The sequence below is a fragment of the Bradyrhizobium sp. USDA 327 genome (genome assembly GCF_041262065.1).
In the GTDB taxonomy this organism is placed as follows: Bacteria; Pseudomonadota; Alphaproteobacteria; order Rhizobiales; family Xanthobacteraceae; genus Bradyrhizobium; species Bradyrhizobium liaoningense.
This window is the reverse complement of the sequence record NZ_JBGCCW010000001.1, coordinates 2946752-2968002: the sequence shown is the minus strand read 5'-3', so window position 1 is coordinate 2968002 and position 21251 is coordinate 2946752. Positions and strand designations below refer to the sequence as shown.

Annotated in this window: 21 protein-coding genes; 8 read left to right on the top strand and 13 right to left on the bottom strand. The window is 64.0% G+C overall.

Going from position 1 to position 21251, the window contains the following annotated elements; all coding sequences use genetic code 11:
• Window positions 1-77: 77 nt before the first annotated feature.
• On the bottom strand, window positions 78-782 hold the full coding sequence (locus ABIA42_RS13645; protein ID WP_370113051.1) for a TetR/AcrR family transcriptional regulator: 705 nt from the start codon (window positions 780-782) through the stop codon (window positions 78-80).
• A gap of 159 nt (window positions 783-941) precedes the next feature.
• On the opposite strand from ABIA42_RS13645, the gene ABIA42_RS13640 reads away from it, so the two are divergent.
• The 4 genes from ABIA42_RS13640 (at window position 942) to ABIA42_RS13625 (ending at window position 6317) form a co-directional block, all read left to right on the top strand.
• Window positions 942-1403: an FAD-dependent monooxygenase gene (locus tag ABIA42_RS13640; RefSeq protein WP_370113053.1), complete on the top strand. Its 462-nt coding sequence runs from the start codon at window positions 942-944 to the stop codon at window positions 1401-1403.
• Window positions 1404-1721: 318 nt separating this feature from the next.
• Window positions 1722-2741: a TRAP transporter substrate-binding protein gene (locus tag ABIA42_RS13635; RefSeq protein WP_370113055.1), complete on the top strand. Its 1020-nt coding sequence runs from the start codon at window positions 1722-1724 to the stop codon at window positions 2739-2741.
• 15 nt (window positions 2742-2756) lie between these two features.
• Entirely contained in the window at window positions 2757-4646 is a 1890-nt protein-coding gene (locus ABIA42_RS13630; protein WP_370113057.1) for a TRAP transporter large permease subunit, read from the top strand.
• Window positions 4647-4667: 21 nt separating this feature from the next.
• A complete protein-coding gene (locus ABIA42_RS13625; protein WP_370113059.1) occupies window positions 4668-6317 on the top strand; it encodes an acyl-CoA synthetase in 1650 nt (549 codons plus the stop codon).
• Window positions 6318-6375: 58 nt separating this feature from the next.
• Here ABIA42_RS13625 and ABIA42_RS13620 read toward each other — a convergent pair whose 3' ends face one another.
• The 9 genes from ABIA42_RS13620 to ABIA42_RS13580 all read right to left on the bottom strand — a co-directional run bounded on the left by ABIA42_RS13620 (window position 6376) and on the right by ABIA42_RS13580 (window position 16144).
• Window positions 6376-7353 (bottom strand): TRAP transporter substrate-binding protein, encoded by a 978-nt coding sequence (locus ABIA42_RS13620; RefSeq protein ID WP_370113061.1) that lies wholly within the window; start codon window positions 7351-7353, stop codon window positions 6376-6378.
• Between the two features lie 39 nt (window positions 7354-7392).
• Window positions 7393-8706 (bottom strand): TRAP transporter large permease, encoded by a 1314-nt coding sequence (locus ABIA42_RS13615; protein ID WP_370113063.1) that lies wholly within the window; start codon window positions 8704-8706, stop codon window positions 7393-7395.
• A 2-nt stretch (window positions 8707-8708) separates the two neighbouring features.
• Entirely contained in the window at window positions 8709-9302 is a 594-nt protein-coding gene (locus ABIA42_RS13610) for a TRAP transporter small permease (RefSeq protein WP_271528330.1), read from the bottom strand.
• Between the two features lie 147 nt (window positions 9303-9449).
• Window positions 9450-10247: an MBL fold metallo-hydrolase gene (locus ABIA42_RS13605; RefSeq protein ID WP_028179866.1), complete on the bottom strand. Its 798-nt coding sequence runs from the start codon at window positions 10245-10247 to the stop codon at window positions 9450-9452.
• A 13-nt stretch (window positions 10248-10260) separates the two neighbouring features.
• Window positions 10261-11037, bottom strand: coding sequence for a TatD family hydrolase (locus tag ABIA42_RS13600; RefSeq protein WP_370113066.1), 777 nt, complete (start codon window positions 11035-11037; stop codon window positions 10261-10263).
• Window positions 11038-11050: 13 nt separating this feature from the next.
• Window positions 11051-13039 (bottom strand): methionine--tRNA ligase, encoded by a 1989-nt coding sequence (gene metG, locus ABIA42_RS13595; RefSeq protein WP_271528327.1) that lies wholly within the window; start codon window positions 13037-13039, stop codon window positions 11051-11053.
• A 110-nt stretch (window positions 13040-13149) separates the two neighbouring features.
• Entirely contained in the window at window positions 13150-14196 is a 1047-nt protein-coding gene (locus tag ABIA42_RS13590; protein WP_271528326.1) for a DNA polymerase III subunit delta', read from the bottom strand.
• The gene (gene tmk, locus ABIA42_RS13585; RefSeq protein ID WP_271528325.1) at window positions 14193-14879 is read right to left on the bottom strand and encodes a dTMP kinase; all 687 of its coding nucleotides are present in this window, start codon (window positions 14877-14879) and stop codon (window positions 14193-14195) included. Before tmk ends, ABIA42_RS13590 begins: the two co-directional genes overlap by 4 nt.
• Before the next feature lie 2 nt (window positions 14880-14881).
• Window positions 14882-16144 (bottom strand): D-alanyl-D-alanine carboxypeptidase family protein, encoded by a 1263-nt coding sequence (locus ABIA42_RS13580; protein ID WP_370113069.1) that lies wholly within the window; start codon window positions 16142-16144, stop codon window positions 14882-14884.
• Between the two features lie 154 nt (window positions 16145-16298).
• Here ABIA42_RS13580 and ABIA42_RS13575 point away from each other — a divergent pair, with 154 nt between their 5' ends.
• The gene (locus ABIA42_RS13575) at window positions 16299-17255 is read left to right on the top strand and encodes an alpha/beta fold hydrolase (RefSeq protein WP_370113071.1); all 957 of its coding nucleotides are present in this window, start codon (window positions 16299-16301) and stop codon (window positions 17253-17255) included.
• On the opposite strand, the gene ABIA42_RS13570 is transcribed toward ABIA42_RS13575, so the two are convergent.
• The gene (locus tag ABIA42_RS13570; RefSeq protein WP_370113073.1) at window positions 17249-18172 is read right to left on the bottom strand and encodes a septal ring lytic transglycosylase RlpA family protein; all 924 of its coding nucleotides are present in this window, start codon (window positions 18170-18172) and stop codon (window positions 17249-17251) included. The genes ABIA42_RS13575 and ABIA42_RS13570 overlap by 7 nt on opposite strands.
• A gap of 788 nt (window positions 18173-18960) precedes the next feature.
• On the opposite strand from ABIA42_RS13570, the gene ABIA42_RS13565 reads away from it, so the two are divergent.
• Window positions 18961-19089, top strand: coding sequence for a hypothetical protein (locus ABIA42_RS13565; protein ID WP_370113075.1), 129 nt, complete (start codon window positions 18961-18963; stop codon window positions 19087-19089).
• Window positions 19090-19122: 33 nt separating this feature from the next.
• Here ABIA42_RS13565 and ABIA42_RS13560 read toward each other — a convergent pair whose 3' ends face one another.
• The gene (locus tag ABIA42_RS13560) at window positions 19123-19359 is read right to left on the bottom strand and encodes a hypothetical protein (RefSeq protein ID WP_370113077.1); all 237 of its coding nucleotides are present in this window, start codon (window positions 19357-19359) and stop codon (window positions 19123-19125) included.
• Window positions 19360-19572: 213 nt separating this feature from the next.
• Here ABIA42_RS13560 and ABIA42_RS13555 point away from each other — a divergent pair, with 213 nt between their 5' ends.
• Both ABIA42_RS13555 and ABIA42_RS13550 read left to right on the top strand, forming a co-directional pair.
• Window positions 19573-20151 (top strand): TIGR00645 family protein, encoded by a 579-nt coding sequence (locus ABIA42_RS13555; protein ID WP_370113079.1) that lies wholly within the window; start codon window positions 19573-19575, stop codon window positions 20149-20151.
• Window positions 20152-20198: 47 nt separating this feature from the next.
• Window positions 20199-20672 carry a GNAT family N-acetyltransferase gene (locus tag ABIA42_RS13550; protein WP_370113081.1) on the top strand — a complete coding sequence of 158 codons (474 nt, stop codon included), beginning with the start codon at window positions 20199-20201 and terminating at the stop codon, window positions 20670-20672.
• Window positions 20673-20689: 17 nt separating this feature from the next.
• Here ABIA42_RS13550 and ABIA42_RS13545 read toward each other — a convergent pair whose 3' ends face one another.
• Window positions 20690-21007: a DUF1476 domain-containing protein gene (locus ABIA42_RS13545; protein WP_271528318.1), complete on the bottom strand. Its 318-nt coding sequence runs from the start codon at window positions 21005-21007 to the stop codon at window positions 20690-20692.
• Window positions 21008-21251: the final 244 nt, after the last annotated feature.

Below are 21251 nucleotides of genomic sequence, written 5' to 3'. Positions count from 1 at the left end.
ATCTTTCGCGTCGCGATCTCACGGCGACGCTATGGAGATCTGGAACGTCCAGCGACCGCGAGCTAGCAGTGTCCAGTTCACAATTTCGCCGGCAGAACGGAGCGGATGCCGCCAAGGAACGTCGTCACCTTCGCGTCAATGATCGAATTGACGTCGGCTTCCAGCGGCATGGAATAGATGAACTGACGCACTCCAAGATAGAAGATCGCCGCATGAAGTCCCCATACCATCTCGATCTCGAGGACTGTGGTCGGCACCTCTCGGGTGGACGGACGTCCGTATTCGAACCGGATCTCCTCTATCACCCTTTCGAATGCGCGTTCGCGGAGCATCTTCAGGTAGCGGGCGTTCAATCCGAGATCCTTCAGACCCGCGAACATGAACAGGCGGATCCATTCGTACGTGAGAATGACTTCGGCATACTCGCGGTAAAACCGGGTCAGCCTCATTTTGAGGGGAACGGAACGGTCGGCAATGACCTTTTCCCATGACGGCTTCCAGCGCTCGACAAAGACCTCCTGGTAGACTCGTTCGATGAGGGCTTCCTTGCTGGGGAAGTATCGATAGAGCAGGGGCTGTGTGATCCGCAGTCGCTTGGCGAGCTCGCGGGTCTGCCCCTCGAACCCATGCTCGGCGAAGAAGGAGACCGCCTCGCGCGCGATGATCGCCTCGCGCTCGGACGGGTCTAGCCGCTGCTGCTCTCGGACGGGTGTTTTGGAACGAGCACCGATGGATTTCTTCACATTTGCTTCTTCGGCTGGAGTGCCATTTTCCATAGTCATACACCGTACTCCCAACTCGCCCGAGCCGCCAAAACCGATCACTTTATATTTATCAAACGATAAATAATCGTTGACTCCCGTCAATGCCGCCCCAATAATTGATCAAACGATAAATAACAATCTGACGATCCGTCCGATTGCATTGAAGGGAGGCCGCCTATGACGAACGATCGCAGCACACGCGAAGCGCAGCCGAGAGCGCTTGTGATCGGTGGCTCCATGGCCGGATTGTTCGCGGCGTTACTCCTGCGACGGGAAGGCTGGAGTGTCGACATATACGAACGCATCGGTGCCGAACTCGCCGGCCGGGGCGCGGGGATCGTTACGCACCGCGAATTGTTCGACGTGTTGGGGCGGGCTGGCATCGACACCGAAGCGGCCGCCGTTGGCGTAGTCGTCCCGGGCCGACGGGTGCTCGACCGCAGCGGACGCATCGAGGGCGAACTCGGGTTGCGTCAAGTACTCACGTCGTGGGGCCATCTCTACGGGCTTTTGAGGGCGGCCTTTCCAACCGAGAGCTACCATCACGGCAAGAACCTTGTGGCGGTGGCCGAAGTGGGGGGTCGGGTAACGGCACGCTTCTCCGACGGCTCCAGGGAACGCTGCGCGCCCAATCTCTAATTCGCATAAGGTATATTATGGAATATATTTATCTACAATCAGATCAAATATTTAGGCGAGATTCCTGGTGCAGCACGTTCAATTGAACACGGTTTTCGGACAACGCCTTGACCGTCGCCCCAGCTCTTGACGGCTACTGTGCATGGGGTTGTTTTTCAGATTTTGAAATGGGCCCCGTGCTCCGAAACCCGATATTGCCGTGACGTTGTCCGGCTGCAATAAGCGAGGCCTCGCGAGATCGCAGATGACCTGAAGGCCGACCGTCCGTATAGGTTTGCATCTCAAGAACAACAACAAACCTTCCGAGGAAGCAGACCCATGAGCTTTTCCCGACGCACGCTTCTCAAGGCCTCCGCCGCGACCGCGGTCCTGGGCGGCCTCAGTGCGCCCCATGTGGCCCGCGCCCAGAGCGCCGAGTTCACCTACAAATATGCCAACAACCTGCCCGACACCCATCCGATGAACGTGCGCGCCAAGGAGATGGCCGCGGCGATCAAGAGCGAGACCGGCGGCAAGTTCGACCTGCAGATCTTCCCGAACAACCAGCTCGGGTCCGACACCGACATGCTGAGCCAGATTCGCTCCGGCGGCGTCGAGTTCTTCACGCTGTCGGGACTGATCCTGTCGACCCTGGTGCCGGCGGCGTCCATCAACGGCATCGGCTTCGCGTTCCCGGACTACGACACGGTCTGGAAGGCCATGGACGGTGATCTCGGCGCCCATGTCCGCGGCGAGATCAAGAAGGCCGGCCTCGAAGTCATGGACAGGATCTGGGACAACGGCTTCCGCCAGACCACGTCGTCGACCAAGCCGATCACCGGGCCGGACGACCTGAAGGGCTTCAAGATCCGCGTGCCGGTGTCGCCGCTGTGGACCTCGATGTTCAAGGCGTTCGATGCGGCGCCCGCCTCGATCAATTTCAGCGAGGTCTATTCGGCACTCCAGACCAAGATCGTCGAGGGCCAGGAGAACCCGCTCGCGATCATCTCGACGGCAAAACTCTACGAGGTGCAGAAGTACTGCTCTTTGACCAACCACATGTGGGACGGCTTCTGGTTCCTGGCCAACCGCCGGGCCTGGGAAAAGCTGCCGCAGGACGTGCGCGCCATCGTCGCCAAGAACATCAACGCCGCGGCCGTGAAGGAGCGCGAGGACACCGCCAAGCTCAATGCCAGCCTGCAGCAGGAGCTCGCGGGCAAGGGCCTGACCTTCAACCAGCCGGCCGTGGCGCCATTCCGGGAGAAGCTGCGGTCTGCCGGCTTCTATGCCGAGTGGAAAGGCAAGTACGGCGACCAGGCCTGGGATCTCCTGGAGAAGGCCGTCGGCAAGCTGTCGTAACGCGTCGGGGCCGTCATGGCTCATATCGAGATTGAGGTGACCGAAGTAACGGGCGAGGTGGCTGTGCAGTCCCCTCGCCGACCTTCGTTGCTGGGCTCAACGGAACGCGTGCTCGGCCTCCTCGTCGAAGTCCCGGCGGCGATTCTCGTCGTCGCCGAAATCGTGATCCTGTTCGCCGGGGTGGTCGCGCGCTACGGCCTGCACCGGCCGCTGATCTGGTCCGACGAGCTCGCTTCGATCCTGTTCCTGTGGCTGGCCATGCTGGGCGCGGCGGTCGCCTTCCGCCGCTCCGAGCACATGCGCATGACCGCGGTCGTCGCGAGCGCCAGGCCTGGGATGCGGGCCTATCTCGATCTGGTCGCAACCTGCGCGGCGCTGGCGTTCCTGGCGCTGATCGTCTGGCCGTCCTTCGACTATGCCTACGAAGAGAGCTACATAACCACCCCGGCGCTCCAGATCTCCAACATGTGGCGCGCCGCCGCGCTGCCGACCGGTATCGGCCTCATGGCGGCCTTTGCCTTGCTGCGGCTGCTGCGCGCGGCCGATTACCGGATGGTCGCAACTGCCTTCGTCACCGTTGCTGCCATAATCGGCCTGTTCTGGCTGGCGGAGCCGCTCCTGCGGCAGCTCGGCAATCTCAACCTCGTCATCTTCTTCGTCGGCGTTGCCGGCTTCTGCGTCTTTGCCGGTGTTCCCATTGCGTTCGGCTTTGGCCTGGCCATCTTTGGCTATCTCGCGCTCGCCACACGCACGCCGGTCATGGTGCTGGTCGGGCGCATGGACGAGGGCATGAGCCACCTCATCCTGCTCTCGGTGCCGTTGTTCGTGTTCCTCGGCCTCCTGATCGAGATGACCGGCATGGCGCGGGCCATGGTGGCGTTCCTGGCGAGCCTGCTCGGCCATATCAGGGGCGGCCTGCACTACGTGCTGGTCGGCGCGATGTATCTGGTCTCCGGCATTTCCGGGGCCAAGGCCGCCGACATGGCCGCCGTCGCGCCCGTGCTGTTTCCCGAGATGAAAGAGCGCGGTGCCAAGCCTGGCGACCTCGTTGCGCTTCTTGCGGCGACGGGCGCCCAGACCGAGACGATTCCGCCGAGCCTCGTGCTGATCACGATCGGCTCGGTCACCGGCGTCTCGATCGCAGCCCTGTTCACAGGCGGCCTGTTGCCCGGCGTCGTGCTCGCGATCACGCTGTGCATGCTGGTGTGGTGGCGCTACCGCCACGAGGACATGAGTCACGTCCGCCGCGCCACGGCATCCGAGATCGGCAGGACCTTCATCGTCGCCCTGCCCGCGCTCGCGCTGCCCTTCGTGATCCGCTACGCCGTCGTCGAGGGCATCGCCACCGCGACCGAGGTCTCCACCATCGGCATCGTCTATGGCGCCCTCGTCGGCCTCCTCGTCTACCGCCGCTTCGACTGGCGGCGGCTGTTTCCGATGCTGGTCGAGACGGCGGCGCTGTCGGGCGCGATCCTCCTGATCATCGGCACGGCGACCGGCATGGCCTGGGGCCTGACCCAATCCGGGTTCTCGCGTTCGCTGGCGGCGGCCATGACGGGGCTGCCCGGCGGAGCGGCGACCTTCATTGCCGTCTCGATCCTCGCCTTCACCATTCTCGGCAGCGTGCTGGAGGGCATTCCGGCCATCGTGCTGTTCGGACCGTTGCTGTTTCCGATCGCCCGCGCCGTGGGCGTGCACGAGGTCCACTATGCCATGGTGATCATTCTCGCCATGGGTATCGGGCTATTCGCCCCGCCGTTCGGCGTGGGCTATTATGCCGCTTGCGCCATTGGACGGGTCGATCCGGCTGAGGGCATCAGGCCGATCTGGGGCTATCTGCTGGCGCTGCTGGTGGGATTGATCATCGTCGCGATCTTCCCCTGGATCTCGATCGGATTTCTTTGACGCGATTTAAGGAGTGTGTCGATGAGTGAGCGGCAGAACCCGTACAATATCGGCCTCGACAAGACACCCGCCAACTACGTGCCGCTGAGCCCGCTGAGCTTCCTCGCGCGCAGCGCCGCCGTCTATCCCGATCACGTCAGCACCGTCTATGAGGGCCGCAGCTTCACCTGGGCACAGACCTATGAACGCTGCAGGCGATTTGCGTCCTGGCTGGCGCGCAAGGGCATCGGCGTCGGCGACACCGTTGCGGCGATGCTGCCGAACATTCCCGCGATGAACGAGGCGCATTTCGCCGTGCCCATGACCGGCGCTGTGCTCAACGCGCTCAACATCCGCCTCGATGCGCCCTCCATCGCGTTCCAGCTCGACCATGGCGGCGCCAGGATCATCCTGGTCGACCCCGAATTCTCCGGCGTGATCACCGATGCGCTCGCGCAGATGAAGGGCCCCAAGCCGCTCGTGGTCGACGTCGACGACGCATCGTTCAAGGGCGGCACGCGCATCGGCGAGATCGAGTATGAGGCAGCCGTTGCGCAAGGCGATCCCGGCTTCGTGGCGGTCAGGCCGAGCGATGAATGGGACGCGATCGCTCTGAGCTACACCTCGGGCACGACGGGCAATCCCAAGGGCGTCGTCACCCATCATCGCGGCGCGTACCTGAACGCCGTCAGCAACATCCTCGCCGGCAATCTCGGCCAGCATCCGGTCTATCTCTGGACGCTGCCGATGTTCCACTGCAACGGCTGGTGCTTCCCCTGGACCATTGCGGCCGCAGCCGGCATCAATGTCTGCCTGCGCAAGGTCGAGCCAACGAAGATTTTCGAGCTGATCAAGCAGCACGGCGTCACCCACATGTGCGGCGCGCCGATCGTGTACAACACGCTGATCAACGCACCCGATGCGCCCAAGGACAATGCGGCCCGCCGCGTCGTCGGCCTGATCGCTGGCGCAGCGCCGCCGGTCGCGGTGCTGGAAGGCGCCGAACGCATCGGCATCAAGCTGACACACGTGTACGGCCTGACCGAGGTCTACGGCCCCGCCTCCGTCTGCGCCGAACAGCCCGGCTGGGACGAGCTCCCGGCGGCCGAGCGGGCTCGGATGAAGCGCCGGCAGGGTGTGCCCTACCCGCTTGAGGAAGCCGTCACCGTCATCAACCCGCAGACGATGCAGGAGGTGCCGCGCGACGGCGAGACCATCGGCGAGGTCATGTTCCGCGGCAACATCGTGATGAAGGGCTATCTCAGGAACGAGAAGGCGACCAGGGAAGCGTTCGAAGGCGGCTGGTTTCACACCGGCGACCTCGGCGTGCTCGACGAGCATGGCTACGTCATCATCAAGGACCGCTCCAAGGACATCATCATTTCCGGCGGCGAGAACATCTCCTCCGTCGAAGTCGAGGACATCCTCTACAAGCACCCGGCCGTGCTGTTCGCAGCCGTGGTCGCCAAGCCCGATCCGAAATGGGGTGAAGTGCCCTGCGCCTTCGTCGAATTGAAGGACGGCGCCAGCGCCAGCGAGGCCGACATCATCGCCTTCTGCCGTTCGCATATGAGCGGCTTCAAGACGCCGAAGGCGGTCGTGTTCGGACCTATCCCGAAGACCTCGACCGGCAAGATCCAGAAGTTCCTGCTGCGCAACGAGGTCGGATCAGTGAAGGCGATCTCGGCTTAAACAGCGTCTGTAGAGCCTTCCGCCCGCCAAGCACGGCGAGCGGAAGCTCTCTCCGTTCTCACATCTTCCTGTAGGCGTCGACCACCGCCTGACCGTCGGCGCCGGCCTTCTTGAGCCAGTCGGCCGTGAGCTGTTCGCCGATCTTCTGGAAGCCGGCCTTGAGTGCCGGGCTCGGCGGCTCGACCGTCATGCCTTTCGCCTTAAGCTGGTCGATGTACCAGGTGCTCTTGTCCTGCCAGGCCTTCCAGCCGCGGGTTTCCGCGGTCGCGGCGGCCTTGAGGATGGCCTCCTGGGTCGGCTTGTCGAGCGCCTCGAACGCGGCCTTGTTGACGAAGGTGTAGTCCTTCGGAATCCAGGCCTGCACGTCATAGAAATATTTGAGCGATTCCCAGGCCTTCGAATCGTAACCGGTCCCGCCCGACGACATGAAGGAGTTCACCACACCCGTCGCCAGCGCCTGCGGCAATTCCGCCGCCTGGATCGTGACCGACTGGGCGCCGACCAGCTCGCCGATCCGCGCGGTTCCGACATTGTAGGCCCGCCATTTCAGGCCCTTCATGTCCTCGATCGTGGCGAGCGGCTTGTTGACATAGACGCCCTGGGGCGCCCAAGGCACGACGAACAGCAGCTTGAGACCCTGCGAATCGAGCTTCTTGACGATCGCGGGCTTGGAAGCCTGATACAGCTTCATCGCATCCGGGAAGCTGGTCGCGAGGAACGGCACGACGTCGATGCCGAAGAGCGGATCCTCGTTCTCGTGGATCGACAGCAGCACCTCACCCATCTGCGCCTGCCCGGTCACCACCGCGCGCTTGATGTCGGGTGCCTTGAACAGCGAGGCGCCCGGATGAACCGTGATCTGGAGCTTGCCGGAGGTGGCGGCTTCGACGTCCTTGGCGAAAGCGACGAGATTCTCGGAGTGCGGATTGTCGGCTGGATATGCCGCCGGCAGATTCCATTTGGTCTGAGCCATGGCGGGCGTCGCGGCCAGCACGGCGCCGGCGATCAAGGATGCGCGGATTAAACGGGACGTCATCGGGCTTCTCCTCACAGTCAATTTGAACACTTCGTACGCTCAGTCTGGGAAAGCGAGCTTGGGCAGAAACATCACGATCTGCGGGTATTCCGTGATGATGAACACGGACGCGAGCAGCAGGACGAAGAACGGAAACGCTGCACGCGCAACGGTGAACGTATCACGGCCGCTCATGTTCTGTAGCACGAAGAGATTGAATCCGACCGGCGGCGTGATCTGCGCCATTTCCACATGAATGATGAGATAGACGCCGAACCAGACCAGGTCGAGCCCGGCCTGCCTGACCATCGGCAGCACGATGACGGCGGTCAGAACGATCATCGAGATGCCGTCGATCAGGCATCCCAGGATGATGTACATGATGCTCAGATACAGCGCGAGCATGCCGGGTGTCAGCTCCTGCCCCTGAACCCAGGTGGCGAGCGCGGCCGGAATGCCCGTATAGGCCATCGCAGCCGTGGTGTAGGCCGCACCTGCCAGGATCAGCATGATCATGCAGGTCAGGCGCGTCGCGCTCATGATGCTCTCGAGGAAATTCTTGCGCGTGAGCGTACCGCTCCACCACGCCAGCAGCAGCGCGCCCGTGACGCCCCATGCGGCGCATTCCGTGGCGGTCGCAAAGCCCAGCACGAGTGAAAGAAACACGGCCAGGATCAGAAGCAGGCAGGGTGCGAGCTTCGCAGACTCTCGCAGCTTCTGCCGGAACGGCATCGGCGGATCGCGCGGCGGAACCTTCTTGGGATTGAGCAACGACCAGATGATGATGTAGCCCGAATAGAGCACCATCACGAGCACGCCCGGCAGGAATCCGCCGAGGAACACCTGAAGCACGGAGACGTTCGCCGTGACCGCGTAGACCACCATCGGGATCGAGGGCGGAATCAGGAGGCCGAGCGTGCCCGCCCCTGCGAGCGATCCGAGACTCAGGCTCTTGTCGTAGCCGCGCTTGTCCAGCTCAGGCAGCGCGATTTTTCCGATCGTCGCGCAGGTCGCCGCCGAAGAGCCCGACACCGCCGCAAAGATGCCACAGCCGATCACGTTGACATGGGTCAGGCGTCCCGGCAGCCACTGAACCCAGGGCGACAGCCCCCGGAACATCTCTTCCGACAATTTGGTGCGGAAGAGGATCTCGCCCATCCAGATGAACAGCGGCAGCGCGGCCAGGGTCCACGACGAGCTGGCGCTCCAGGTGGTGGTGGCGAGCACGGCGCCGAGCGGGAGGCTCGTCGTCAGCGCCATCGCCACGAAGCCGACAAGTCCAAGCGAGACCGCGATCCACACGCCGCTTCCCAGCAGCAGGATCATGACGCCGAGCAGAACGAACGACAGCTCGATCATGCCGAGATTGGCCATGGTCAACCTCCGCCGCCCTGCGAGATGCGCTCGATGAATTCGTCCGGCGTCTCATCCGGCGAGCCCTTCTCGTAACTCGGCCGGTTGCCGACGACGACATTGACCATTTCATCGATGAGCGCGATCGACATGATCGCAAGGCCACCGGCAAAGCCGAGCTGCGGAATCCAGAGCGGAAGCGCGACGACGCCCTGCGCTACATCGTTGAAGCGCCAGGAGTCGTAGGTCATCTGCACGGCATAGCGGGTGAAATAGAGGATGAAGGCGGTGGCAATACCGAGCGCCACGATCTCGGCGATCTGCTTGGTCCGCCCGTGCAGACGCTCCAGCAGCAATCCAACGCGGATCATCTCTCCGCGCTTAAATGTGTGCGCGAGACCGAGGAAAGCCATCGCGGCCATGCACCAGGACGCGAAATCATCGCCGGCGGGAATGTTGATCGCAAACTGGCGCCCGACCGACATGACCATCATGATTGCGAAGATCGCGACCATGAAGACGCCCGCGGCGTAGCCCGCGCCGAGATAAAGCAGATCCAGCGCGCGTCGCACTGGTCCCCGAGCCGCTACATCGTCCCCTGCCAACGCAATCCCCATCCTCACACGAGGCGATCCAATCGACCCGTGCCGGTCGTGCCTGAATGTCGCCCTGTCCAACGCCTGTCTTTCAGACGTTAGATCAACATGATGGGGTGGGTGCAAGCAAGGAGTATGCCGGCTCACGCCAGAATTTCTACCCCAGGTTCAGTGCGTCTCCAGCCGCAGCCCGTCATAGGCTGGCACCACGCCGGCCGGCAGCGACTGACGGATGACCTCGTAGTCGACGTCGGCGGTCATGTTGGTGATGACCGCGCGCTTCGGCTTGAACCGCTCGATCCAGGACAGCGCGTCGTTGATGCTGAAATGGCTGACATGGCTGGTGTAGCGCAGGCCATCGACGATCCAGAGATCCAGATTTTCCAGTGCGCCCCAGCTCTCGCGCGGGATGTCGTTGAGGTCGGGCGTGTAGGCGGCATCCCCGATACGATAGCCGAGCGCGGGAATGTTGCCGTGCTGCACCAGGAAGGCTGTCATCGTCACGGCGCCGCCCTTCCCCAGGATGGTCTGGCTCTCGCCCGCCTCGATCGAATGCCGGGTCAGGATCGGCGGGTAGTCGCTGCCCTCCGGCGAGATGAAGCAATAGGAGAATCGCGACAGGATGTCCTTGGCGGTCGACTGGTTGAAGTAGGTCGGGATACGACGGCGCATGTGCATGACGACCGAACGCAGATCGTCCATGCCGTGGGTCTGATCGGCGTGCTCGTGCGTCAGGAACACTGCGTCGATGTGGTCGACATTGGTCGAGAGCAACTGCTCGCGCAGATCCGGCGAGGTGTCGATCACGATGCGTGTCGTGCCGTGCTCGGACGTCCGTTCGACCAGGAGCGAGCAGCGGCGACGGCGGTTCTTGGGATTGTTGGGATCACAGGCGCCCCAGCCGAGCGCCGGGCGCGGCACGCCGGCGGAGGAGCCGCAGCCCAGGATCGTCAGCGTCAACGTCATGTGGTTCCCAGTCTCAAGCTCTCACCTTCGAGAACAGTCGGAAGAAGTTTTCAGTGGTCTGGCGCGAGATCTCGTCAAACGACACGCCGCGTGTCTCGGCGAGCACTTTTGCCACCTCGACGACATAGGCTGGCTCGTTGCGCTTGCCTCGAAACTTGCCGGGCGCAAGATAGGGCGAGTCCGTTTCAACCAGAATACGGTCCGATGGCAGTTCGGCCGCGAGCGCGCGCAAGGCTTCTGATTTCTTGAAGGTCAGGATTCCCGTGAAGCCGATATAGAGCCCGAGCGACACCGCCTTCAGTGCCAGCTCGCGTCCGCCCGTGTAACAGTGCAGCACGGCGCGAAACGATCCCTTTGCCGCCTCGTCTTCCAGAATGCGTGCGCAGTCCTCGTCGGCTTCGCGGGTGTGGATCACCAGCGGCAGGCCGGTGGCGCGAGCGGCGGCGATGTGGGCGCGAAAGCCCCTCGCCTGCGCCTCCGGCGAGCCGTTGTCGTAGAAATAGTCGAGCCCGGCCTCGCCGAGCGCGACGACCTTGGGGTGCTGCGTCAGGGCAACAAGCTCGTCCGGCGCGATGCCGTCCTCCTCGTCCGCGTTGTGCGGATGGGTGCCGACCGAGCAATAGACGTCGTCATAGCGTTCGGCGATCGCGAGCAGATCCTTCAGCCGGCGCACCCGCGTCGAGATCGTGACCATGCGCGTGATGCCGGCCGCTTGCGCCCGCGACACGATCCCGTCGAGATCTTCCGCAAAGTCCGGAAAATCAAGGTGGCAGTGGCTGTCGACCAGCATCGCGCGAACGCCTTCAGGCCGCCGGCTCGACGTAGCGCGGGAACGCCGGCGTCGGCGCCGGGAGCGTCGAGCCGGGCGCGATGCGCTTGGCGCCACCGAGCATGGCGAACTTGCGCTCGGTCTCGGGGATGCCGAGGCTATCGAGCAGCTTGCCTGAGGCGGTCGGCATCGCCGGCTGAGCAAGGATCGCGACCTGGCGGACGACTTCGGCGGTGACGTAGAGCACCGTCTTCTGCCGGGCAGGATCCGTCTTCGCGAGCGCCCACGGCGCCTCCCCGGCGAAATAGCGGTTGGCCTCCGCGACCACTGCCCAGACGGCGTTGAGCCATTGATGGATCTGCTGCGTCGCCATGGCCTCGCGTGACGCAGCGATCATGCCGTCGGCCATTGCCAGAATCGCCTTGTCGTTGTCGCTGAAGTCCCCGGGCTCGGCCAGCACGCCGCCGAACTGCTTGGCTATCATCGAGAGCGAGCGCTGCGCGAGGTTGCCGAGGTCGTTGGCGAGATCGGCATTGATGCGCGCCACGATGGCCTCATGATTGTAGTTGCCGTCCTGTCCGAACGGCACCTCGCGCAGGAAGAAATAGCGCATCTGGTCGACGCCGTACTGGTCGGCGAGATTGAAGGGATCGACGACGTTGCCGACCGACTTCGACATCTTCTCGCCCCTGCTGAACAGGAAGCCGTGGGCATAGACCCGCTTCGGCAGCGGGATTCCGGCCGACAGAAGGAAGGCCGGCCAATACACCGCATGGAAGCGGATGATGTCCTTGCCGATGACGTGCACGTCGGCCGGCCAATAGCGCCAGTTCTTGTCGCTCTCATCGGGAAAGCCGACGCCGGTGATGTAGTTGGTCAGCGCGTCGACCCAGACATACATCACATGTCCTTCGTCGCCAGGCACTTTCACGCCCCAATCGAAGGTCGTGCGCGAGATCGAGAGATCGCGCAGGCCGCCCTTGACGAAGCTCACCACCTCGTTCTTGCGCGAGTCCGGTCCGATGAAATCAGGGTGATCCGCGTAGAGCTTGAGCAGCTTGTCCTGATACGCCGACAGGCGGAAGAAATAGCTCTTCTCCTCGACCCATTCGACCGGCGTACCCTGCGGCCCCAGGCGCACGCCGTCGTCGTTCACGCGCGTCTCGTCCTCGGCGTAATAGGCCTCGTCACGGACCGAGTACCAGCCCGAATAGGTGTCGGCATAGATGTCGCCGTTCGCTTCCATGCGCCGCCAGATCTCCTGGCTGGAGCGGTGATGCTGCTCCTCGGTGGTACGAATGAAGCGGTCGAACGACACGTTCAGACGCTCGTCCATCTCCTTGAAGCGGCCGGCATTGCGGGTCGCGAGCGCGGCGGCGGACATGCCCTCCCCGGCCGCGGTCTGAACCATCTTCTGACCGTGCTCGTCGGTGCCGGTCAGGAAGAACACGTCCTTGCCGTCGAGCCGCGCAAAGCGCGCCAGCGCGTCGGTCGCGATCGCCTCATAGGCGTGGCCGATATGCGGGCTGCCATTGGGATAGGCGATCGCGGTCGTGATGTAGAAGACGTTGTCGCGCGCGGGGGCGGCAACGGGTGCGGCGACCTGTGGAGCAGCGACTGGTTTCGGCGCACGCGGGGTCTTGGGTTTCGATACCTTGGGCGTCACAGCCCTCGGCGGCGTGACGACAGGAGACGGCGCGGCGGTCACGGCAGGTGCAGCCGCCTTCTTCGCGACCTTCTTCGCCGGAGCCTTTGCCGGAGCCTTGGCCGGCTTGTTGGCAGCCGATTTCTTCGAAGCCTTCTTGGCGACGACCTGCTCCTTCGCAGCCTTTTTGCCGGCCTTCTTCGTCGTCTTTGCAGCGCTCTTCGCCCCGCCCTTCCTGGCGGCGGCCTTCTTGGTCTTCTTGGCGGCTTTGGCCGCGCGCGTCTTCACGGCCTTCACGGCGGCTTTCTTCACGGCCTTCTTGGCAGCCTTCTTCTTGCTGCTCTTGCCTTTGACGGTCTTCTTAGCTCGCGTTGCCACCACGAATTCCTTTACCGGCTTGTCCGAAATTTGGAAACGAACCTGCGTTAGGTTGTTGTTTTGCGCATGATCTTTTCGGAAAACCGCTCCGCACTTTTCCGGATCATGCTTCAGCGCGTTGCGTCCGCCAGCCAGCCGAACACCGAGAAGACCAAGGGCTTGCGCTCCAGATTGTAGGTTTCGGTGTCACGCGCGGCGCGGACGATCTTTTCCCATACCTCAGCTAGGCGCGCAAGGCGCGGCAGGTTCTGGTTGGCATTGGCCTCATCCGCATGCAGCCGCTCCGCGATCCAGCGGTCGATGCCGTCGACGAAGGCGGCAAGCGCGACGCGGTCGCTGGTGCCGAGCGAATCGCCGAGCGTGTGCAATTCGCGCGGATCGACCTGCGGCAGGCGCGCGAGCAGCGCCGCCGTGCGCTGCTGAAGTTTCAGGGCGTCGCCGCCGAGCAGCGTCAGCGCCCGTGCGACGCTTCCCTCGGAGGCCTCGGCCGCCTCGCGCAGCGCGGGATCGTTCGGATCGAGCTCGGCCGCCGAAGCCGCGGCCGCGATCACGTCATCCGTGGCGAGCGGACGCAGGCGCAACTTGCGGCAGCGTGACTGGATCGTGGCGAGCACGCGCGCGGGCGCGTGGCTCACCAGAAGAAACAGCGATTGCTGGGGCGGCTCCTCGAGGATCTTCAGAAGCGCGTTGGCCGCGTTCGGATTGAGCTCGTCGACGGTGTCGACGATGCAGACGCGCCATCCTTCGGCTGCCGCGGTCGAGCCAAAGAACGCGATCGTCTCGCGCGTCTCGTCCACGGTGATCACGGTGCGCATCACGCCGCGATCATTGGCGGTTCGCTCCAGCGCCAGCAGGCCGCCATGCGAGCCGGCGGCCACCTGCCGCGCGACCGCGTCGTCAGGATCGATCGCAAGGTTCTCGGCGTGCAGCACGGCGGGCGCGAGCGGCTGAGAATGGGCGAGCACGAAGCGCGCCATGCGATAGGCCAGCGTTGCCTTGCCGATCCCTTGCGGCCCGCCGATCAGCCAGGCATGCGGAATGCGCCCGCTGCGATAGGCCGTCAGCAGCGCCGCCTCGGCCTCGCGATGGCCGAACAGCCGCGAAGTCTCGCGCGGATGCGGGATCGCGGTTTCGCGTTCGGCCTGACGCGGGCTCATGCTGACACCACTGATGCAGGCGTGGGGAGCAGACGTTCGCACAGCACGGTCCAGATGCGCCCGGCGACCGTGTCCGGATCGGAATTGGCGTCGATCAGCACGCAGCGCGCGGGATCCTCCGCTGCGATCTTGCGATAGGCTTCGCGAAGGCCCTCGTGGAAGCTGAGCTTCTCGGCCTCGAACCTGTCAGGCGTGCCGCTGCCGCGGCGCGCGGCAGCGCGTTGCAGGCCAATCTCGACCGGCAAATCGAGGATGATGGTGAGATCAGGCTTGAGATCGCCGATCGTGACCCTTTGCATGGCGTTGATCAGGCCCTCGGGAACGCGGCCGAGGCTGCCCTGATAGGCCCGTGTCGAGTCGGCGAAGCGGTCGCAGAGCACCCAGGTGCCCTGGTTGAGCGCAGGCAGGATCACGGTGCGGACATGGTCATCGCGCGCGGCGGCAAACAGCAGCGTCTCAGCTTCGGGGCCGAGCAGCTTGCCCATGCCCGACAGCACCAGGTGACGCATGATCTCGGCGCCCGGCGAGCCACCCGGCTCACGCGTGACCCGGATGCGCAACTTTGCCGCCTTGAGGCGGTCAGCGAGCTTCTTGATCTGGGTCGACTTGCCCGCGCCCTCGCCGCCTTCAAAGGTGATGAAGCGTCCGCGTCCGGACGGTCGCTGTACCGCGCTCTCACTCATGATCAGAGCTTCTCGGCGCCTGCGCGGAACATGCCGATCACGAGCTCGCTCGCGCCGTCGATCGCGCGGCGCATGGTCGAACCGGTGCCGATCGCTTCCGCTGCATAGACCGGCGTCTCGACCGCAATGTTGCCGCTGCGCCAGACCTTGACCACGCCGACCCGTTGACCGGCCTCGATCGGCGCGCGCACCGGGCCGCTATAGACGATGCGCGCAATCAGCTTGTCGCTGCCGTTCTTGTGCACCATCACCTTCACCGGCGTCCTGGCGACGAGCTTGACCGAGCGGCTCTCGCCGCCGAACACCTTGGCGTAACCGACCGGCTGCTCGGCGGCGATCAGGGTGCGGGTCTCGAAATTGCGGAAGCCCCATTCCAGCATCTTCTTGGCTTCCGTGGCGCGATCCTCGGGATCTTCGAGTCCGTTGACGACGACGATCAGCCGTGTGCCGTTCTGCACGGCCGAGCCCACCATGCCGTAGCCGCCTTCCTTGGTGTAGCCGGTCTTGAGACCGTCGGCGCCTTCCATCGAATTGAGCAGCGGATTGCGGTTGAACTGGCGGATCTTGTTCCAGGTGAACTCCTTCTCGCCGAACAGTTTGTAGAATTCGGGGAAGTCGAGAATGATGTGCCGGGCGAGCATGGCGAGCTCGCGCACCGTCATCTTGTTGCCGGGATCGGGCAAGCCGTTGGAATTGGCGAAGGTCGATCTGGCGAGGCCGAGTTCGCGGGCGCGCTTGGTCATGAAGTCGGCCGCGAAGATCCGCTCATTGCCCGCCATGGCTTCGGCAAGCGCGATGCAGGCGTCATTGCCGCTCTGGATGATCGCGCCGTGCAGGAGATCGTCGACCGAGACCTTGCTGTTGATGGCCGCGAACATGGTCGAGCCGCCCGAGGGCGCGCCGCCCCGGCGCCAGGCATTCTCGCTGATCCGGTACTCGTCCGTCAGCTTGATGTCGCCCTTCTTGATCGCATTGAAGACGACCTCCGCGGTCATCAGCTTCATCATGCTCGAGGGCGCTCGCAGCTCGTCGGCGTTCTTCTCGAACAGCACGCTGCCGCTGGAGGCTTCGATCAGGATCGCAGTCGGGGCATCGCCATCGAATCCGACCTCCTCCGCTTTCTTGGCGCCCTGGACGCTCTGGTTGGCGGCATGGAGCGCCCCGCCCCAGCCGATCCCCGCCATCAGGGCCGCAGCGATCAGCCCGCGCACCAGCGTGCCGGCGGTGAGCCGGTTGCGACGAAGCAAAGGAAGACGAAATGCCATGGCGAAGCCCTGAGGGAGGCGTTCTAACAGTTGGAACAGATGCGAACAACACGCGGTTGGATGCTTGCCCGTGAGATTGCACGATTCTCCTCGCGCCCCTATCGTGGCATCTCATATTTCCGGACCAAACCCCTGAAACAAGGCGGAAAAGCGAATGTCCTCAACCCGCATGATCAAGGCCAACGGGGTCGAGCTGTTCGTCCGCGAAGCCGGCCAGGGACCGCTGGTGGTGCTGTGCCATGGCTGGCCGGAACTGTCCTACTCCTGGCGCCACCAGATCCCCGCGCTCGCCGAGGCCGGGTTTCACGTCGTCGCGCCCGACATGCGCGGCTACGGCCAAAGCTCAGCGCCGCCTGATGTTGCGGCCTATTCGATCTTCGATACGGTCGGTGACGTGGTCGGCCTCGTCCAGGCGCTCGGCGAGACCAGGGCGATGGTGGTCGGCCACGATTGGGGCGCCCCGGTCGCCTGGCACGCGGCGCTGTTCCGGCCCGACATCTTCACGGCGGTCGCGGGCCTGAGCGTGCCGCCACCGTTCCGCGGCCGCGGCAAGCCGCTCGACCTGTTGCGCCAAGGCGGCATCACCAATTTCTACTGGCAGTATTTCCAGGCGCCCGGCGTCGCCGAGGCTGAACTCGAGCGAGACGTTGGCCGCACCATGCGCATCGTGCTCGCCGGACGCGGCCTGGCCGATCCGTCCGCGGCCATGTTCGTGCAGGAGGGCAAGGGCTTTCTCAGCCACGCGACTACCGAGGAGCCACTGCCCGGCTGGCTCAGCGAGACTGATCTGGCCTATTTCACCGAAGCCTTCCGCAAGTCCGGCTTCCGCGGCGGGCTGAACTGGTACCGCAACATCGACCGCAACTGGGAGCTGACCGCGCCCTGGCAGGACGCACAGATCCACCAGCCTTCCCTCTTCATCGCAGGCTCAAAGGACGCAGTGATCACCGGCCTGATCGGCGCCAAGCGCGTCAACGAGCTCGAGCGGGTGCTGCCGAATCTCAAGGGCAGGCTGATCCTCGAGGGCGCCGGCCATTGGGTGCAGCAGGAGCGGCCCCACGAGGTGAACGCGGCGCTGGTGAAATTCCTGACGGCGTGCGCGGCTCAGTAGAGCCCGCGGCCGCTCAGGATGTTGCGCGCCTCGGCGGCGCCATCCGATGAGGGCGCGCTCTCGGCGAGGTAGCGGCGGTCCTCGTCATAGGACACCGCACGGGCGTTCTGGAGCGCCCGGCCCCGGCCGCGGCTCGAGGCCGACATTTCCGAGGTCGCATTGAGCGATGCCATGTCGGCCGAGGTGTTGCCGAGATTGTAGGGGCGTCCTTCCGGCATCGGGACCTCGCCGCGGATGGAGCCGCGGCTCGATGACGGCAGCTCCGGCACGAACGGCTTTGCCGAGGCGACACGGACCATCGAGGGCGACGGTGCCGGAACGCCGGTGCGCAAGGTGGCCATCAGCTGGCGGTCGTCGGAGCCTTCAAGCGGCGCCCGCCCGACATATTCGACGCGGACCTTGGCGACACCATTGCCTTTGAATTCAAGGAGTTCGGCAGCCTTGTTCGAGACGTCGATGAGGCGATTGCCGTGATAGGGCCCGCGATCATTGACGCGGACGATCAGCGACTTGCCGTTCGAGATATTGGTCACCCGCGCGTAGGACGGCATCGGCAAGGTCGGGTGCGCCGCGGTCAGCGAGGTCATGTCGAACACTTCGCCGTTGGCGGTCAGGCGGCCGTGGAAATCGTCGCCGTACCAGGACGCCATGCCCTCGGCACGGTAGTTGACGTCCTCCTCCGGCACGTAGGTCCGGCCCGCCACGACATAGGGCTTGCCGACACGGTAGGTGCCGCCGCCTTTCGGGACCGGTTCGCCCCAGGCCACCACCCGGGGGCTCGAGGACACGCCGTATTTCGGATCGACGCGGCTGGCGAATTTGCTGGACGAGGCGCAATTGGCGAGCGCGAGGCAGGTCGCGACTGCCGCAACACCACGCGCGGCCCGCAAAACCGAATCTGACCGTCGGATCCCCATGCGCCCCAAATACCATTCCGCCGGAGGCGTACCCAACCCGCTTTGGTGACGGAGAGCGCTGTCCGGACCTGTGATTCCAAGGCGGCCCACCACCGCATCGGAAGTAGTAAGGATAACGCAACCCGAACACGGCGGAAATGGGGAGCCCACAGCGATCACGCCGAGATGGTAAACGGGAGGTTGGCTTCCCCCCGCCATCTACGGAACCTGGGCGCCCTGCTCTGTGCCACCGCTGGACAAGCTGTTGCGCCAAATCCTCACTCCACCCCCATTGTCGCGGCGCTCACCGAAATTCTTTTGACTGTGCAAGGCCGCACGCGTCTTCTCGGCTGGCAGGGGCGGATTGGAATTTAACGATGATCGAGACGGTTTCGGCACTGATGGGTCTGGTAAGCGCGGTGATCTTCCTGGCCCATGCGTTCGAGGGTTACCGCACGAGGGCCTAAAGGCACTCGCGCGAGCGGCAAGCGTCACCTCTTTCAAGACGGCCCGTTCGGACGATTTTGATGGATCCGATCGAGCATCGTAGACGAGAGCAGCAGGTGTCCCATGCGCAACCATGACCTCGTATCCGATGGTTTCCTGGCATTGACCGCGGGCGGCTTGGTGCTGCTCTGCTCGAGCCTCATGGCCCTGGCATTTGCCTGAGGGCCCTACTTCCCGATTTACGACATCGCTCCACCGCAGCGCAGCAAGCGCGACTGTCCCGCTCCCATTCAGTTGATTGAATTTCTGCGTTCGGCACCTCGACCAATTGCGAGAGGCCATCACCAACGAGGGTGACGCAGATGCTTGCCGAGAAATTCTTCCTGGTCCTGGAATCCCTGATCCGCGGCGACCGCACCTATCCGGATGGAAGTCCCCGGGTCATCAGCACCTCCCCGCACGTGCCGGTCAAGCTGTCGGCGCAGAAATAGCCGGCGCGTTCGCAAGCCTGGATCACGTGCCGCTCAGCGCAGACCCAACAGTGAACGGCGATAGAAGCCGTCGCGGGCCTCGCTCAGGCAGACGAAGCTGCCGTCGAATCCCTGGCCGTACCGCTTCTGACCCTTGCGGTAGTAGACGCCCTTCCTGAAGTCGAGCCAGACCACCCTGTCATGCGGGCAATGACGCTGCGCCTGCGCCTCGTAGCGAAACGGCGTCAGCGGCGTCGCCGAAACCTCGGCGCTGCCTGCACCCACCAGCATGGCGCCCGCGCATGCGACTGCGCCGGACCATTTGCCAAGGCCGCTCCGAGACACTCCCCACCTCCGGCTGACGGCCGTCGCGCGACGGCCGGCCGGCACCGTAGCACGAAACAGCACTGCCCATGGAAGGCGCCAAACGCGTCGCGTCTTCCGCCGGCCATCTTGTCGGGGTACATGACGGCGAGATCGTCCGAATGCGAGGATGCGGCCTGAATGTCGGTTGAGCCTGACCCCAGAACTGGCCCCCGCCCGCCTTCGCCGCAGCTCGGCCTGCTTCCGACGATCATTTTCGGCTCACGCTGGCTGCAACTGCCGCTCTATCTCGGGCTGATCGTGGCGCAATGCGTCTACATCGCGCTGTTCCTCAAGGAGCTCTGGCACCTCTCCTGGCACGCCCTCGACCTCACCGAGCACCAGATCATGATGAGCGTGCTGGCGCTGATCGACGTCGTGATGATCTCCAATCTGCTCGTGATGGTCATCATCGGCGGCTACGAGACGTTCGTTTCGCGGCTCGAGCTCCGGGGCCATCCCGACGAACCGGAATGGCTCGGCCATGTCAATGCGAGCGCCCTGAAGATCAAGCTCGCCATGGCTATCATCGGCATCTCCTCGATCGCGCTGCTCCGCACCTTCATCGAGGCCGGCAATCTCGGCTCCAACCGCGCCGGCTTCACCGAAACCGCCGTGATGTGGCAGGTGCTGATCCACCTCACCTTCGTCGTGTCGGCGATCGGCATTGCCTATGTCGACAAGCTCAGCGAGTCCGGGATGCGCAAACATGCGGAGTGAGGACCGCCCGCACAGCTTGCAACCCACCGCCTGCCCTGAGAGGTTTCATGTCCGCCGCTAGCGAGGTGTCTTTCAGGGCGGCGCGTCCTGACGATGCGGAAACGGTGTTCAACATCACCAAAGCCTCGATCGCGGGTCTGTCGCGTGGGTGCTATTCGCAGGCCCAGATCGAAAACTGGATGGGCGAACGGACACCCCGGTTCTACGAAGATCTCATCACCAGGGGGCGAATGACCGTCGGCCTTCGCAACGGGATCGTCGTCGGTTTCGTCGATGCGGAGCCCGGCGAGGTCACCCGCTTGTTCGTCCTGCCCGAAGCGGCCGGTTCCGGGCTCGGTCAGCGGCTGCTCGACATCGGCGTCGCCCAGGCGCGCCTCGGCCATGACGGACCGATCCGTCTTGAAGCCACAATCAACGCCGAGGCCTTCTACCGACGATACGGATTCAGAAGCACGGGCAGAGGGCAGTTCTCTCACGGCCTCGGCGGCGAGCCCATCGAAATTGTTCACATGGAGCTGTGAGCGCCAGTTGCACACGCTCAGGATTCTGCTTGGAGCTGCTGAAGGGCCTGGTGCAGATACTCCTGAAGCTTCTGCGCGACCTGCTCACGCACGACGCCCTTGTCTGCGAGATCGCCTGACACCTTGCCGACGACATCGTCGATCGTCCGGCTCTCCAGGTGGTCCGTCACCAGCGCGGTTGCGTAGCTTGCCGCGGCATCGCCGCTAAGCCCGAGCTGGCCTGCGGCCCACAGCCCGAGCAGCTTGTTGGATCGCGCGGCGGCTTTGAACATGAACTCCTCGTCGTGAGCGAATTTGGCTTCAAAGCCCTGCTCGCGCTTGTCGAACGTGGTCATGGTCAGCTCCATTCTGGTTCGCTGATGAGGATCGGACTTGCTGGGAGCGAAAGTCTCCGTGCTTCACGTCAGTTTAGGATCATCTGAAGCTTCCTCCCGGAAGCCGAACGCCGTCAAGCCTGCCGATGCACGCGGGTGCACGGCGCCGCATGGAGCGGAGACATCGAGAGCTGACGCCCGAGCAATGAGCTGCCGGAGTTTCGAAGGCTTGAACGGATCTGGCTGTAGCAAGCCACCCTATCCA

Bases quoted from the DNA above. Each gene is read 5' to 3' on its own strand.
- ABIA42_RS13645 (WP_370113051.1), bottom strand. From the start codon at position 782: ATGACTATGGAAAATGGCACTCCAGCCGAAGAAGCAAATGTGAAGAAA.
- ABIA42_RS13640 (WP_370113053.1), top strand. From the start codon at position 942: ATGACGAACGATCGCAGCACACGCGAAGCGCAGCCGAGAGCGCTTGTG.
- ABIA42_RS13635 (WP_370113055.1), top strand. From the start codon at position 1,722: ATGAGCTTTTCCCGACGCACGCTTCTCAAGGCCTCCGCCGCGACCGCG.
- ABIA42_RS13630 (WP_370113057.1), top strand. From the start codon at position 2,757: ATGGCTCATATCGAGATTGAGGTGACCGAAGTAACGGGCGAGGTGGCT.
- ABIA42_RS13625 (WP_370113059.1), top strand. From the start codon at position 4,668: ATGAGTGAGCGGCAGAACCCGTACAATATCGGCCTCGACAAGACACCC.
- ABIA42_RS13620 (WP_370113061.1), bottom strand. From the start codon at position 7,353: ATGACGTCCCGTTTAATCCGCGCATCCTTGATCGCCGGCGCCGTGCTG.
- ABIA42_RS13615 (WP_370113063.1), bottom strand. From the start codon at position 8,706: ATGGCCAATCTCGGCATGATCGAGCTGTCGTTCGTTCTGCTCGGCGTC.
- ABIA42_RS13610 (WP_271528330.1), bottom strand. From the start codon at position 9,302: ATGGGGATTGCGTTGGCAGGGGACGATGTAGCGGCTCGGGGACCAGTG.
- ABIA42_RS13605 (WP_028179866.1), bottom strand. From the start codon at position 10,247: ATGACGTTGACGCTGACGATCCTGGGCTGCGGCTCCTCCGCCGGCGTG.
- ABIA42_RS13600 (WP_370113066.1), bottom strand. From the start codon at position 11,037: ATGCTGGTCGACAGCCACTGCCACCTTGATTTTCCGGACTTTGCGGAA.
- ABIA42_RS13590 (WP_271528326.1), bottom strand. From the start codon at position 14,196: ATGAGCCCGCGTCAGGCCGAACGCGAAACCGCGATCCCGCATCCGCGC.
- tmk (WP_271528325.1), bottom strand. From the start codon at position 14,879: ATGAGTGAGAGCGCGGTACAGCGACCGTCCGGACGCGGACGCTTCATC.
- ABIA42_RS13580 (WP_370113069.1), bottom strand. From the start codon at position 16,144: ATGGCATTTCGTCTTCCTTTGCTTCGTCGCAACCGGCTCACCGCCGGC.
- ABIA42_RS13575 (WP_370113071.1), top strand. From the start codon at position 16,299: ATGTCCTCAACCCGCATGATCAAGGCCAACGGGGTCGAGCTGTTCGTC.
- ABIA42_RS13570 (WP_370113073.1), bottom strand. From the start codon at position 18,172: ATGGGGATCCGACGGTCAGATTCGGTTTTGCGGGCCGCGCGTGGTGTT.
- ABIA42_RS13565 (WP_370113075.1), top strand. From the start codon at position 18,961: ATGCTTGCCGAGAAATTCTTCCTGGTCCTGGAATCCCTGATCCGCGGC.
- ABIA42_RS13560 (WP_370113077.1), bottom strand. From the start codon at position 19,359: ATGCTGGTGGGTGCAGGCAGCGCCGAGGTTTCGGCGACGCCGCTGACG.
- ABIA42_RS13555 (WP_370113079.1), top strand. From the start codon at position 19,573: ATGTCGGTTGAGCCTGACCCCAGAACTGGCCCCCGCCCGCCTTCGCCG.
- ABIA42_RS13550 (WP_370113081.1), top strand. From the start codon at position 20,199: ATGTCCGCCGCTAGCGAGGTGTCTTTCAGGGCGGCGCGTCCTGACGAT.
- ABIA42_RS13545 (WP_271528318.1), bottom strand. From the start codon at position 21,007: ATGACCACGTTCGACAAGCGCGAGCAGGGCTTTGAAGCCAAATTCGCT.